Here is a 14,582-nt window from a genome sequence, read left to right on the forward strand (position 1 = left end):
ATCCTTTCGCATGAATTATCATTGTACTGGCCCGTATACGTTATGGAAACACACTTTTTCCCCGGACAGGACCCCGACGGCCTTCTGGTGGGAAAAGTTGGCGGGCATCCCGCTGCCTATTGCATCCGACCCGCAGCTCATGGCATATCTCAGGCCGGTACTCCAGAACGCCCGGGCCGAGGAACTGGCCTGGTCGCTCGCGTGGACCGTGGCGATGGACGATGACGGGAAAATGGTCGTGGACTTGAGAGGACTGCCTGTCGCTTCCGCACCCGGCTGTTGCACTGCTCCATCCCGAGGGAATCGTTCTTTGCGGTGGACGGGCGAGACCCGGAAAAATATTCTGGGGCGGATGCGGATGATGAATGGTGTGGAGGGGAGAGTGGTGGGAGGAGTCTGATGAGAAAAGATGAGCGGTCAGAAACGTATTCCGGGGAGTGGGATCCTGAGGAAAAACCCCCGTATCTCGCCGGTCATTCCAGATTTAAGATTCTGTTTTTGCATTCACCGGTATGCTTCAGGATCCGACATCACAAAATATTTCCGATAATTCCCGATCCGGATTGCACAAGCGTCGGCCCGGCCCCGGTCCAGAAAAAGAAGGCAAGAGCGAGGGTAAGTGCAAACAACAGGATATAGATCAGGAGGGTGGCAAGAAAATGAATGACATTCAGGTTTTTGGAGGTAAGCCGGTTCGTGAGCCCAAGCAGACCCTGGAAACTTTCGGATTCCTCGATCGATTTTGCATGCTCCACGGCCAGTAACAACATGTGATAATGGACAAGATCGAGCAGTGCCACCGGGAGGATATAACATGCGGCAAAAAGAAACGGGAGGGCGGCGCCATTGCAGGAAATAACAGGCACGACAACCCCTGTGAGCCGGTCGGCAATCGTAAGTCCTACGCCAATAATGACAAGGATAATCGGAATACCGGTGGTCCTGATCCGTACGACGGTCTGGTCAAACTGGTTGATCCGTTCTTTGGCCATCTTCCAGTCTTCAAGCTGCACCTTCCAGCGCTCACCTTCAGGAATAGTAACCGGTTCTATATCCGGGACAGTCATAATAAGAAGAAGATGGCGATGGAAGATAATAAAGAAGGATTATTCGCTTGCCGGGATATCAGGCGAAGGTCGAACGGAACTCACCGGTCACCTGGAAGAGCCGTTTCTTCCCGGGGCTGTCGAGCTGGAATGCAATTTTTCTCTCGATGAGTTTCTGGATGTATCCTGCAGCGGCAACCCGGCTGACAGAAAGCAGATCCGCAAGATCCTCGAAACTCACGGGACGGTTCTGTTCAATCATAATTTCGATTGTCCTTGTCTCGTTCTCATTGAGACCGGAAAGCCACGATCCGAGCACCGGAGAACCGGCAAGAAGCGAGCGGACAAATTCCGGTGTGATGGTACCGGTATCCCCGGTCAGCACTTCAAAAGAACTTTAGCCCCCACTCAAAACTATTGTAAACCAGGACAATAGATTAACTTAAAATAACAAATTCAGTGGCTGGATGAACGGTGATTTACGGGGGTTAATTATCATGGCCCGCCAGGCAGTTTCCGTCATAAAAATGAGTTACTATAAATATTATGATAAATGATAATGAAATATGATGCGGCGTATCTTATGGTTTCAACTAATAATCATTATTGTTGGAATAATTCTCTGCGTTTCACCGGTATCCGGTAAATACATCGACTATGGTTATTCACAAGCGTATGATGCAGCATCCCTCACAAATCCGCCGTTTGGAGAGGAAATCAACGTAAAATTCTGGATTGCTGCCGTAGATAATGATATTCAGGATATATCGTTGAAATTTTCTGAGTCTGAAGCATTTATTGACGAAGGATCATTTTCGTATACCCTTGATTCTCCCTATCAGCAGACAGTGCCCGCTGATATTCGAAAAATCGGGGACGGAAAAACATGGTCAATTGCAGAATTAAAACGTGGTGAAAAGGTTACAATTACATTTAATGCCTATCCCAAAACGATAAGAAACAAGGATCTGACAATTGGAACTGCGGACATAGAATTTGTGCCCATCCTCAATAATAACCAGAAAGGAAATAAAATAACCCAGGATAAGTTCACATTAACGGGAGATTTAAAAGATTCGGTATGGTTCAAATTCGACGAATTACAAACAGCATATAATGACGAACAGAAAAGCAAGGCAGCAGTTCCAGTCTGGAATTATACATTAACAGGAATAGCCGCAATTGCTGTAATCGTCGCTTTTATCCTGTTGATTATCCTGTTAAGAACAAAATCGCAGATGAAGCGGGAGATCCAACAGATCAGGAGAGAATGGAAGTCGGATCTCTTACAAATACGTGATAAACTTGTGGGAGCTGACGAATCGGATATTTCGGTTATTCGAGCATCCGTTGAAGAAATGCTGATATCTGATAAAATGTTGCCCCTGGAACCTTCAGAAAAGAAAGAGGATACTCATCAATCTGAAACACAAATTGAAAAGAAAGGAAACAACGGCGGGTTTTAATTATGACATTTGCACCAACACTTGTGATCGGTCTTGGCGGAGCAGGTATACGGGTTCTCAGAACATTCAAAGAGATGGTGGCAGAGTACGGCGAACCGGATAAACTGCGAAGTATCGGTCTTGATTCCAGTAAGGAAGATCTGAAAAAATACATTGAGATTGATCCATATACTACAAAAATTGAGTTGACAGAAACCGGCTATGCCATCGAGGATGACTTGATCCCTGCCTGCCCGTATCTCTATCCAGGAATCACTGCAAAGGGAGAGGGCGCAGTGCGGGATCGCGTTTACGGAAGATTTCTCTATGATATCCACAGGAACGAAGCGAACAAAACAATTACAAAATTTTTGACTGAACTCCGTAATGGATGGCAAAAAAAAGGTGGAAATGGTCAGACAGAAGGTCATCTCATTATCTGGGTTGTTCATGCAATTGGTGGGGGAACCGGAAGCGGATCCTTCCCATCCTTGATTGCCGATGTAAAAATGATCGTTAAGCAAGTAGTAGAAAACCGTGGCGCTATCAAACCCTATATTTATTGTATCGGGGTGCTTCCTTCGGCATCAAATATTTTTGACCTGTCAAATGCGGAGTTTAATCCCCGATATTTTGCAAATTCCTATGCCGCGCTCAAAGAAATAGATATTATGGCGACTCTTCCCCCCGACCTGAAGATCCAGCCGTTTCAATCAGACAAGCCTGTTGAAATAAAGGAAAAACCATTTTTACGATATTTCCTTCTCGGGATCAATGAGGAGATGGCAAACTCTACCCCCACTCAGGAACAAGCAATTGAGATGGAAGATTACCTGCAAAACAGTAACAGAATTATTGCCAACATGATGTTTACCTTCCCCCAGCAGGATGGATTTGAAAACCCCTGGGAAAATATCTCCAGTCCTTATGTGCCGTTTGGGGAAAGTGAACTTATTATTCCCATTAAAAAGATCATCAAAGTGGCAGAGGAAAATGACCGGTTAGGCCGGGTTCTCTCCAACGATATTAAAGATCAGCTGAAGAAGAAAGTCTTAACCATTCTTGAGCAGGACTTTGCGAATGTCAATTTCCCCTCACTTGAGAAACACTGCAAAGCAGTATATGACGAGCACAAATTGCGAGGTCTCAAGCACTTTGCGGGAATTCTTCAGAACGAATACAGGAAACGGGAAGGGGATGATAAATCCCAATATGAACAAATGATCACCGATCTCTGGAGGGATCTTGGCACATATGATTGGTCAAAGCCTCAAATCCAGAATCTTCTTACTTACAGCAATGATCAGAAATACCGCAAAATCCGGGAACTTTTTATTGCAAGGAAAGAAGAGAACCAGCAGAATCTTACTTCCCTTAAACGTATAGTGGTACACCCTCTACAAGGAGATACAATCAGAGCGGCCAATAAGAAGATTGAACAACTTTTAAGCGATCTTGACAGTAAAAAATCCCGGTGGGATAAATCGCAGTCATTGTATGAGTATATCAGTGTGAATTTATGCCGCGATTTGAAAATTCGTGAACTGCATGAAAAAACCGGGGTGCCTGCTTTACAGGAATGTGTTGAGGGACGTGAAAATGCCCTCAAACGACTTAAAGAGAAACTGATGAGTGCCGGCTGGGGTCGCCAAATCTCACTAACGATTAAGCAAGAGGATCTGGATAAACTATCCCTGTCCGATAAATCCCAGATAATGATAAATCCCGACAGTGATATTCCAGAACTCCTTAAAAAACTCAATTTCAGTAAGGAAGAACTAACGGGTATTATGCTTGGGAGGGTGAACCAGGCTGCCAAAGGGAGGGAGGTCAATATCCGTGCCCGGTCCCACACCACCGGGGATTCTGAACGAGAGGATGATTTATTTATTGTATGCAACAGCAGCAATTACCAGTTCATCGATGACTACCACAGTGTCTTCTTTACAACATCCCCCAAATATATCAAATCGGAGACCTATGATAAGGAAAAGATTATTTTCCTTCATTTCTCTCTCGGGATTCGTTTAGAGGATATCGATGAGTACCACACGAGGAAAGAGGAATATAACCAACAAAAACTTCAGAAATCTGCGAAACTCAGTGGGGATATTGGCAGGATTTTTGCCTATCCGGAATGGTTCCCGGATGATGATCTTGTACGTACAGCGTATCCGAAATTATACAAGAAATAATTCTTTCTTTTGGTGATTGCTTAATTTAAACCACTGCTATAAACTAACTAAAAGCAGCGCGCAGTGGATGAATCTCAGTGAGTTGGCACAATACATTGGATAAAAGAGAAAACTGAACGAGCGTTGCTCGAATCAGAGGATACTCAAGCGATACGCGGCATGTCCGCTCCGGATTGGGAGAGTACGAAGAACCAAGTACATTTGCTATCCATGTACCAAGGAGTGAGGAGTAGTACCCTGAAAGGTCTGAAGGTACTTTTGTATTCGTTGGATATAGTCTCGTGGCTTGTACTGAGGAATCACCTTGAATTATTATGTGGGGGCTGGTTTTTACTGCGGATTGTGGGATACATCGGCAAATTTCACATATTAACGAGTCAGTAGAAAAAATTGTTGGGATTTTGGGACCGCCTTGTCAAAAATATTATGTGTGATCAGGAGATCTGCGGAATGTGGGGTACATTAATCTCATATAATCCATTTACTTCAGAATCGGAAAAAGGATTATTATCAGGAAAAGTGCGGAACCGTGGTAATTTTTACTTCAAGGTTTTCGATTCCTGCAACCGGATTTTTCTTAAATGGTTCAAGTTCTTCTTTAAAATCGCAAATGATAAATTGAGCTTTTTCCTTATCAGATACAAAAAATTCAAAAACTATTTTGTTTTTCGTAATATTCATCCGTATTGATTCGATTGCCCGCTGCCCCTCCCAGTGCATTATGGAGACAATATTTTCATCGCGTAACAGTTTTTTCCTGATTTCGGAGTATAATTCTCTGGCATCATTTTCCCGTGCCCTGCTTTTTGTCTTGTCCAATGCGTCTGCTATACGAAGAAGGACACATAATTTCATCAGCCTTTGATTTTCCGGAAGCGCCTTTCTTTTCCGGTGTCTCAGACACAGATCAGATATATCCTTGAGATCTTCCGGAGTAATTATCCCTTCAAACAGTCCTTCCCCCTGCATCCCTTGCAGAATTTTAGCGGTATATTCTTCGTGTTTATCCCGGGCTTCCTGATGATCCCTGACATCAAGATTGTACCTCTCTTTGTATGACATTGCCGCATTCCCAAGATCATGGAATAATGCCGACCAGTTCAGGATGGCCTGATCTTTCTCTTCCAGATTGGTGAGATATCCTAGCAGGCGGGTATTTGCCAGAACGGTTTCCACATGGTTCCAGCCATGCTTTGTCAGATTGTATGCTATGGGAATATCCTTGAAAATCTGCGAGATGTATCCAATCGCATCGGCTTCGGGATTTGGCGTATTGGGCTTGATGATTTTTTGGGAATTTAATATTGCAATAATTTCTCTAAACCGATCTTGTATTTGTTCACACGTCGTGTCGTTAAACGCTATTACAATCCCCATATCATGACCAAATGCCTGTCGATACTGTGATAGTAGCAATGCTACAGGAATTGCGCTAGTCTTCCAGTAATTGATGACATGAATTGTAGTACATTTATCATTAATTCCGATACCATATGTTGTTCCTGTCTTTGAGCAGATATAATCCAGTTGTTTAAATCCGCCCAAATCCGTATCTGGCTCCGATTTCAATCGTTCGACTGCGGTCACGGATCCTTCCTGATAATGATTGAGATCCAATGAAGGTTTGGGGATTCTGGGAATAAACCGGTCGTCGTCAATAATTTTTTTCAGGAGTGATTGAACATTCTTTTTTTCCTTGTCCAGCCATTCGGCATCATGTTCTCTGCTTTCAAATGGACAAAATTCTTCTTTTTCAAGGGGAAGCTGAGAAGAATCGCGGTCACAGATTGCACCTCGCGATCCCCAGAATTGAGAATATTCATCCGGCTTTCCATAATGGCAGAACTGTTCACCACCGATAGAAAAGATAAGTTCAGCACCGGCATTAATCGCTTTACCGTAATGGGTGATAGCACGTTTATGGTGGTCAACAAGAACAACCCGGATTCCTTTCGAAGATAATTCCCCTATCTTTGTAATCGCTTCATCAGCAGCCGAATAATTCAGATTTACCTGAATTGGAAGGGGGATATCAACAATTACAACAAGTGCAAGATCTGGATCATCAAACGGGGTTTGTAAAAAGGTATGTCCCCAAAAGAATTCTGCGGACCCGGTGCCACATCCATTAGGGCACTCACGATCAATTCGTTCTTTTGAGACATTTTTATCCCCGCGAGGAAGCTTTTTTATATGCCTGCATATATCATCCAGTTTAAGGGCAATATCATAACCTTCACTGACGAGATTTCTGTAAGAGATCGCAGTCATCGTGATACCATGACCGTCAGTTCCTCCAAATAGGATTGCTTTCGTCTTTTTCTTTTCTTCAGATGTCATTTATCTCATCTCCTGCAATAGAAAAATTGGTAAATTCCTCTCCTCACATTTTTTTGGCATGATACTGTAGGGATCTCCCCTTTTATCCTCCCGGCATCTTCACCGGCACCATCTCGATCTTCTTTACTTCCATGAGCTTTGCCCCCGCCGCACCCATCTCCTCCGGTGTCATTTCCTGGTCCCGCTGTGCAAGTGAGACTTCCGGCATCACAAGCAGGTAGAACCGGCTTCCTGCGTCAAGAATCCGCTGGATCATTGGCAGAGGCAGTACACCGATGTAGATGTTCCCGGGAAGGATCGTGTCTCCCGTTAGGTGAGAAACGACCTCTCCGGAAAAGCCGTTTGCCATGAGCCATTCGATGGCGCCGGTATGCCGTGTCACAATCACTATCATAGATCAACCTTCCGATTCTTTTTATTTAAATGATATTTTTCCATCCGGGTGAAATCCGGTTACTGATGGAAAAAACCCGGATTGAGCCGATACCAGTGACTTCCCGTTCATGATCGGGAATACGAGTGCCGTAATCCTGCCAGAGCCGGATGCGGATACCGGCAGCATGATCATATCATTCCCTTTATGACCGGCATTTTGTTCGTTCGTGATATATGGATATACGATATAGATCATCACGAGTCCCAGCAGGATCAAAAGAATGACCAAAACTGTAATCAGTACAATATAGACATACGTCAACTCCCTTTTGTCAAGACACTGCATACGCAAACAAGCCTCATGGTGTTAAAAGTCCATACGTCGATCAAAATAATTACCGCGTTCCTTCAAAATCTGTTAAATTCCGCGGGACTATCTCATTGCTACCCGATTTTTACGAGAGTAAACCCATCGCAAAATAGTTTACCCGAAGAATCCGTTCTCAATGAAGACCCTGACGAAGATGTATCGCTGTCCAGACGGGTGACGAGCTGGTTGTTTCCTTTCAGCCGCCCCCATTTGCCCTTAACGATCGTTCCTGAATTGGTGAAGGTATACGTTCCGTCAGCATTGAATTCATATGTGATCATGTTCTTTCCGGTCCATTCCAGGGTCATTGAATCACCCCATTTCCCTACGATACCCAAATCGCTCCCGGAGGGCGTCAGGATCTTACGGTCATCCTGTAGGGCGGCTCTTTCCAAGTTATGAGTGGTTTGATTGATTAGGGGTACAACCACAAGTAGCAACACAAACCCCACGAGGACAACGGCAATGGTTATGGTCCCGATAATCATTATGGTCTTTTCATTTTTACTCCAGTCTGCCATAGTGAGAATCTCCTTTTTGGTTTTTCACAAGATTCCTGAATTGTTCATCCAGTGGTCGCAATGCGGTACTTTTCCGTGAGGAATTTTTTTAAAACGGGAACTGCAAGGGATTATTCCCGATACAGTTTGGCATTCCCGGGGATGGGATGAATTTCCCGACGGATTTTTGCAAGACCCGCGTGAGGTTTTCCCTTCAGAGCAAAGATCATGAGACGGATGGCGAGGTTTTGGTGAGTTGATCTCCTGCCTGAACAGACCGTAGTTACCCCGTCATAGCAAGAGGGTGTCGCGCCGCCATGCGGGGTGAAGACACCTTAAGAGAAAACGGATCACCGCGTATCCCGCCACTAGTTCACCAGGATAATATCACGGCGGGAAAAAGTATGAGTCCTCCGGCAAGTATACAGGCAGATTCATCAATGGCCCTGAAAAATCCCGGTTAATGAAGCAAGGAACCGGGGATCCGTAAGGGCCAGGTATACAATGAGGGTAATTATACCGATAATCATGGGTATCGCGACCGCCAGTATCGCACGGGTCGTTGTAAATTTCTGAAGTTCCCGGATACCCAGGATCTCAAGCACGAGTCCCCAGATCGTGCCGACGATTATTCCCATCGGCATTATCCATCCCAGGAGAAGTACCGGGGTCATGGAATTTCCAACTGCCCTGAAGGTATTTTTCAGTCCCTGGCGGCCGCCCAGCAGGTAGACCCAGAGATGGAGCCATGCCGTGCCTGCCAGGAACGAGATGATCATCTGCCCCAGCATCGTCAGGAGGACGACAACGATCTGGTTGTTCATCATCAGGAACATGCCGAACTGGGATAGCGTCAGGGAAAACAAGATCCCGTAGACTGCAAGCAGGATAAAGAAGTAAACGAAGGTAAACGAGATTTCATCGTTTGCCGCTGTTCTTAATGTCTCAACAGGTTTCAGGATCATTCCTTTTATTCGCTCAAAGATTTCTTCCAACATTTTTTCTACCTCATGTTTTTTTGATGGTTTTTCATAGTCCCGGTTTTTTAAACCGGGAAAACAGGTTCTGCATATACCGGAGTACCTGAACCGGACCCGGTGAATCCTGCACAACAAAACCCTGTGCATTCGGGATATCGAATCCGCAGGGTCAAAAAAATCCGCATGAAGTCAAAGACTTCGCACCAAAGCAATGAAAATTTTGCACTCCAAACTCGAATTTCCATTTGCCTGCTTTATTGTCTGAAGTTTTCAAAATTTTCATGCTAAAATTCTTGGTGTGCCTGCGGGGAACCTAAAATTCCGATCTTTTTACGGGGATGTAAAAGCGGGGTTGCCACGGTGAGATTTCAACCGATCGGAACTTTTAAAGACGGCTTTCACTTGACAACGGGCCGCCGGATCTCCGATACCAGCAGGCAGCCTGAAAGAAGTGCGCCGACGATCGCAAAGGCAGTGATAACGAGGGTAATTATCACCCTGTTGAAGATAATGTCCGGTGTTGTGGTAATCAGGGCGGGAATTGCCGTGAGCGGATCATGTCGCAGGAGAAACAGGTTTGTAAAACCGTCACTTATCAGGATCATAATGCCCGCCACATCGGCATTCCGGTACTGGTGTCCATCGACGAGAACCGGCTGCGCGTCGATTCTGGTTATCGTTCCATAGAGAGTGAATGTACCGAGGATCGCAATCGCGATACAGATGACAAACACCACACTCATAATCATCATTGTTTTGTGTGCGTTCATTTTTTTACTCCAGTGTAAATCTGCGCATTATTCCCGGGAATCGCGGGCGTGTGCAGTAAGACAATTCGTTTTCTCCGCATCGTTCGCGGGTTTGTAATTACAAAAGAGAACGGCATCTGCGTTATGCCGGACCGGTCCCCGAAACCGGGGATCGTGAAAAAACATTCCGTGGTGCTCAACCCGGTTTCCCGGGTATCATCACACGCGGGGATATGCGGGAGGGAATTTCAAATGCTGTCTCTTTAATTCACGATGAAAGACCGAAAGCAATGACTCGTCGCGTTTATGGGGAATTTGTCCCGGTTGATCACCGATAATAAAAAAATATTTTAGGTGATTCCTCAGTTTGAGCCACCGAAAAATGCGAATACGTTACAAAGGTTATGATAAAACACGTGTAATCTTCAATTTGAAGACGTTCCCGGGTGCTCCGCCCCCGCCAGGGCACCTCCCTGGTGCAATAACGCGGCATTACCCCATCTCATGAAATAATTCAAATTTTCTTGATCTGGCTCTGATTTCATGGGGAATCTCAAGTGCATAAAAATTTTGGTGGCGCCAAACGATGAATTACCAAATAAACCGGGCATCCCGCTGTAAACGTTAATTTATAAAACCGGACGGAAATGAAACGAGAATGATATCCCGGATTTACTGAGGTACCTTTTGTTCGGGACGAAAATATCCCTGATGATTGCTATTAACCCCCTTTCCGAACGAACGGATCTCGTCGGATGATTAATCGAAACCCGGGGGATAATAGATAATCTCCCCTGCGTATCAATACGTCACTTTCCAGTGCACATCAGTATTGTCTCCCGTACAGGTCTGAAATGCCGATGTTACATCCCAGGTAGCAGCAGGTGTTTCAGACTCTGATGGATCCAAACACAAAACACTACCCCTATAAGGGGTAAATTCGCACGTATCATACATTTTAAGTTCAGCGTGTTTTTGCAATCTTGTGAAAAATTCCTGGGACTGTGGATCGGAAAATACAAATTGATATTCAGTCGTACCGCTATCGCCGGGATAAAGAATGTGAGAAGTCGTTTTTTTATCTCCTGTACTGACGATTATAGAGTCCATGAAGCCAGACCGAGAAAGAGCCATCAAATCTCCCTCTGAATCTGATAAATACACCCTTCCTGCGGCCCCGGCTATGGCAGTATTAATGTCTTTCCAGACCTTATTATCGGGAGATTTTGTATTTTTTACGGTAGCGAAAAACTGAATATTTTTTGAATTCCATACTGTTTGCTTGCCAATTACCGGATCGGTATCTGTAAGAGTATTCGCACAATGGCCGGAAGTTAACGTAACCTCTTTATTGTTGGAAAGATGAGCGGTTTGTCCCAGGGAGAGTGTTCCCAATGGTCCCGTTCCGAGGTTAGACAGGGAATTTTTGAATGGATTATCGGTAAAACCGATGACAACTCCAATGACAATTACTGCAATTATCAGAATCAGGATACTGTACTGTGTCTGGTTTTTCATAACAAATCACCTTTGTTTTTTTTAATGCCGGGAGATCGTGCAGCTTGCACCCCCTCCCGCGTTCGCAATCATCAGGTCAGCAGCCGCATGGCGGCCGTTACAAAAAGTTCGGGTTTTGTCCAGGGGAGATATCCCAAAAAAGAGACGTTATGTCATACAAACCTCCGGATCTGGTACCAGGATATGCGGGGCATGCGGACAGCCCGGGCTCCTCGTGTTACGCCATTATTCCCGGAAACCTTCATTTGGAAGGGATCGGTGTGCACTGCATTTTGCAGCCCGCTGCAATCCAGGAACGCGGTACTCCGCCGCAGGATCCTTGAATCAAAAGTTCCCTTCCGGGAAATTCATGCAATACGGGCATTCTGCGGAGAAACTGTCATGAGTTCATCAGAATCCCGAAATGGTGATCGCGGTTTTCGTCCCGTCAGACCCGCTAACGAAATTGCAGCGGACGACGACCGGATATACATTTGGCTGTAAAGATTCTGTGAAGTTTTCAGAATTTTAAAAGCAGAGTTCAAAAGCCAAGGCTCTTGGATATTTCACACTTTGCACTCAAACAATATAAATGCTTTGTAGATTTTCTGATCCGTGATGCGATCTATCCAGGTCTGGCAGACATGATCGTCACCAAGGAATTTACATGCCGTAATATAACTTTGGCATTACTGCGGATTTATATGAAAAACAGGGATGGATTATTCAGAAAATTAATACTCAAAATTCTTCTTTTTTCCGATGGTGATAATCTCGATAAGAAGTATCTCGTGAAATATGAAGAACGTCGCCCGGTACTCCCCGATACGGATTCGGTATCGTGGTGCAACCTTTGGACTGTCCCTGACTTTTACCACATCGTGCTGCTGTCCCGGGTTGGCTGAAAACTTTTTCAACGCGAGTTCAATGTGGATCCGGTGTTCCGTTGGAATAGCCAGCAAATCTTTTTTCGCTCGTCGTGAAAATTTGAGTTGATACACGCGATCACAGTTTCCGCGCTTTGATTATTTTATCATCGCCGCATTCTTTCATAATCTCATCAAGCGTATAAACCCGCCCGGCCTTGATATCGGCGATTCCTTCTTCCATCGCTTTGATCTCTTCCGGTGTCAGGGGCTCATCATCATACGCGGATTCAGCTAAACGGCGGACAACATCGTCATATGTCTCCCGGGGATTCAGTTTCAGATCATCGAGGAGCGCCTTGGTATCTGTTCGCATCCTTACGGAGGTAACTTCTGGCATATGCAGGTGTATATGGGAGCATATGATAATAAGGCTATTCTTCCAGCTAATGGCGACCTTAATTTTTAATTCCCGACAGGGGAACAAATTCAGAATCCGGCCGGCTTTCCCATATTTTTGCATCTTCTTCAAGCCGACGCTTCTTACGTTCCTCGATTATATCCGACAGGAGCTCTGCATAGGTCTGGCCGGCAGAACGCATCTCTGAAAGATCCTTCCAGACCGGTTCTGTTACCGGGATCCGCTTCACTGCTGATACGATCATAGTGTAAGCGTTGTAAATACGAATATTTTTGGCATATTCATTCACCGGGTTTGTTCCTGTGCATTCTCTTTTTAATCCCCGCACGGGCCGCGTTCCGCGTGATCACGTCTGCGATAGCCCGGTATTGCATCTTGCCGCCGCTGACTGAATCGGTAAAACTGTGTGCGTCGCCTTCAGGGACGCCCGGATAGACCCGTTTTTCATACCCTTCCGATTTCGGGTGTCATTGCAACGGATTTCCGGATTACGGTAAAAGGAGGATGATGCCCCCGGTATCAGATCTTCCGGATGAGGAAATCCGATTCCGGGCACCCCCAAGTTTTTAATTCTCCATTGCATCCCTCGCAGTAGCATAACTGCGAACGATCATATACGGTCCCTTTCGTGGCAATGCCGCCACATTTCATGCATCTGATGTCTTCGTTTGTTTCAAGTACCAGTTGTTTCATCTCAATTCCTTCTTTCTGACCTTCTGTCCTTTTCGTTTCATCATTTATCTGTACCCTGTTCCGCATCAGGGAGTCACGTCCATTCCTGATCCCACATAGTGATGCACCCTGCAGTCATACCTGAATTCCGACACAGATAAAACAGATTCATACCCTTCTCATCGCGGGTAATACGCACTTGTGAAAACTCAAAGGAAGAGACGAGGACCGACTCAGTTTTCGTACCCTTCTGATACCGGATGCTGATTCAACATGCCAAGTCTGCCCAGCGCCTTTTTATAAACGTCGGTAGTTTTCATACCCTTCTGATACCGGGTGCTGATTCAACCGTATTGATGTTGAGCATAATGGCAGCCGGCTGCATGTTTTCATACCCTTCTGATAACGGGTGCTGATTCAACGAGCCGATTGCAGAATGCCCGTCGTCAACCTCACGGTTTTCATACCCTTCTGATAACGGGTGCTGATTCAACATTGCCATTGTGGCGATTGCTGCAAGCATCTTATTGTTTTCATACCCTTCTGATAACGGGTGCTGATTCAACAGCAGTACCCAACAGCTGGTGAATATCGACCTGATCGTTTTCATACCCTTCTGATAACGGGTGCTGATTCAACATGATCATCATGGTTATCATTACCCGAATCACTATGGTTTTCATACCCTTCTGATAACGGGTGCTGATTCAACGAGTCTACGACATCGCCATGATCGGGGGTGCGCCGTTTTCATACCCTTCTGATAACGGGTGCTGATTCAACCGTTCGCATTTTTGCCCTAAATACCTTTTGCTTTGTAATACAGTCCCGGATTTTCAGGGTATCTGTGCTGGTCTCAAAAGTTCCCGGAGTTTATAAAGACCAGCACACTTCGGGGTGAACTTTTCAAAAGTACTATTTGAATATTTTTAAACGGCCCTGATCTTCACACGACAAAATACGAACGGGCTTCCGTTGTAACGGTCATATTTATCCAATGCAACTGGGATATGCAGGTCCGGCACAGCGGCATGATCAGGATCCTGTTCTCATCTCCGGCAAAATTATCCTGCACATATTCCGTCATCCGGGAGAGACGAAGTGGTGGGATCACCCCGGAAAAAAC

General features: G+C 45.3%; 17 protein-coding genes and 1 CRISPR repeat array. Of the genes, 3 read left to right on the forward strand and 14 right to left on the reverse strand.

What is annotated here, in order from left to right:
- The first annotated feature begins 97 nt into the window (after window positions 1-97).
- On the forward strand, window positions 98-400 hold the full coding sequence (locus WCX19_RS03850; RefSeq protein ID WP_373005269.1) for a hypothetical protein: 303 nt from the start codon (window positions 98-100) through the stop codon (window positions 398-400).
- A 130-nt stretch (window positions 401-530) separates the two neighbouring features.
- On the opposite strand, the gene WCX19_RS03855 is transcribed toward WCX19_RS03850, so the two are convergent.
- The gene (locus tag WCX19_RS03855) at window positions 531-1,067 is read right to left on the reverse strand and encodes a hypothetical protein (protein WP_373005273.1); all 537 of its coding nucleotides are present in this window, start codon (window positions 1,065-1,067) and stop codon (window positions 531-533) included.
- 58 nt (window positions 1,068-1,125) lie between these two features.
- On the reverse strand, window positions 1,126-1,431 hold the full coding sequence (locus tag WCX19_RS03860) for a hypothetical protein (protein ID WP_373005276.1): 306 nt from the start codon (window positions 1,429-1,431) through the stop codon (window positions 1,126-1,128).
- Window positions 1,432-1,612: 181 nt separating this feature from the next.
- Here WCX19_RS03860 and WCX19_RS03865 point away from each other — a divergent pair, with 181 nt between their 5' ends.
- Window positions 1,613-2,512, forward strand: a complete 900-nt coding sequence (locus WCX19_RS03865) for a hypothetical protein (RefSeq protein WP_373005279.1) — start codon at window positions 1,613-1,615, stop codon at window positions 2,510-2,512.
- A 2-nt stretch (window positions 2,513-2,514) separates the two neighbouring features.
- The gene (locus WCX19_RS03870; protein WP_373005282.1) at window positions 2,515-4,686 is read left to right on the forward strand and encodes a tubulin-like doman-containing protein; all 2,172 of its coding nucleotides are present in this window, start codon (window positions 2,515-2,517) and stop codon (window positions 4,684-4,686) included.
- A gap of 510 nt (window positions 4,687-5,196) precedes the next feature.
- Here WCX19_RS03870 and WCX19_RS03875 read toward each other — a convergent pair.
- The 12 genes from WCX19_RS03875 to WCX19_RS03930 all read right to left on the reverse strand — a co-directional run.
- Complete coding sequence (locus tag WCX19_RS03875; protein ID WP_373005285.1) at window positions 5,197-7,026, reverse strand: HD domain-containing protein; 1,830 nt, start codon at window positions 7,024-7,026, stop codon at window positions 5,197-5,199.
- Between the two features lie 82 nt (window positions 7,027-7,108).
- Window positions 7,109-7,420, reverse strand: a complete 312-nt coding sequence (locus WCX19_RS03880; protein WP_373005288.1) for a CRISPR-associated protein Csx16 — start codon at window positions 7,418-7,420, stop codon at window positions 7,109-7,111.
- A 21-nt stretch (window positions 7,421-7,441) separates the two neighbouring features.
- Window positions 7,442-7,747: a hypothetical protein gene (locus WCX19_RS03885; protein ID WP_373005290.1), complete on the reverse strand. Its 306-nt coding sequence runs from the start codon at window positions 7,745-7,747 to the stop codon at window positions 7,442-7,444.
- A gap of 98 nt (window positions 7,748-7,845) precedes the next feature.
- Window positions 7,846-8,292: a hypothetical protein gene (locus tag WCX19_RS03890; RefSeq protein WP_373005293.1), complete on the reverse strand. Its 447-nt coding sequence runs from the start codon at window positions 8,290-8,292 to the stop codon at window positions 7,846-7,848.
- A 416-nt stretch (window positions 8,293-8,708) separates the two neighbouring features.
- Window positions 8,709-9,269: a YIP1 family protein gene (locus WCX19_RS03895; RefSeq protein ID WP_373005296.1), complete on the reverse strand. Its 561-nt coding sequence runs from the start codon at window positions 9,267-9,269 to the stop codon at window positions 8,709-8,711.
- Window positions 9,270-9,649: 380 nt separating this feature from the next.
- Window positions 9,650-10,021, reverse strand: a complete 372-nt coding sequence (locus WCX19_RS03900) for a hypothetical protein (RefSeq protein WP_373005299.1) — start codon at window positions 10,019-10,021, stop codon at window positions 9,650-9,652.
- A gap of 780 nt (window positions 10,022-10,801) precedes the next feature.
- Window positions 10,802-11,518 (reverse strand): hypothetical protein, encoded by a 717-nt coding sequence (locus tag WCX19_RS03905; protein ID WP_373005302.1) that lies wholly within the window; start codon window positions 11,516-11,518, stop codon window positions 10,802-10,804.
- Window positions 11,519-12,231: 713 nt separating this feature from the next.
- Entirely contained in the window at window positions 12,232-12,459 is a 228-nt protein-coding gene (locus WCX19_RS03910; RefSeq protein ID WP_373005305.1) for a hypothetical protein, read from the reverse strand.
- A 43-nt stretch (window positions 12,460-12,502) separates the two neighbouring features.
- A complete protein-coding gene (locus WCX19_RS03915; RefSeq protein WP_373005308.1) occupies window positions 12,503-12,763 on the reverse strand; it encodes a hypothetical protein in 261 nt (86 codons plus the stop codon).
- A 58-nt stretch (window positions 12,764-12,821) separates the two neighbouring features.
- A complete protein-coding gene (locus WCX19_RS03920) occupies window positions 12,822-13,028 on the reverse strand; it encodes a hypothetical protein (protein ID WP_373005311.1) in 207 nt (68 codons plus the stop codon).
- Window positions 13,029-13,303: 275 nt separating this feature from the next.
- Entirely contained in the window at window positions 13,304-13,477 is a 174-nt protein-coding gene (locus tag WCX19_RS03925) for a hypothetical protein (protein WP_373005314.1), read from the reverse strand.
- Window positions 13,478-13,692: 215 nt separating this feature from the next.
- Window positions 13,693-14,239: a CRISPR direct-repeat array (repeat unit 37 nt; unit sequence GTTTTCATACCCTTCTGATAACGGGTGCTGATTCAAC).
- A gap of 163 nt (window positions 14,240-14,402) precedes the next feature.
- Window positions 14,403-14,582: hypothetical protein (locus tag WCX19_RS03930; RefSeq protein WP_373005317.1), on the reverse strand; the 180-nt coding region annotated here is incomplete at its 5' end.

Origin of the sequence: Methanoregula sp., from assembly GCF_041663825.1 — an archaeon.
Taxonomy (GTDB): Archaea; Halobacteriota; Methanomicrobia; order Methanomicrobiales; family Methanospirillaceae; genus Methanoregula.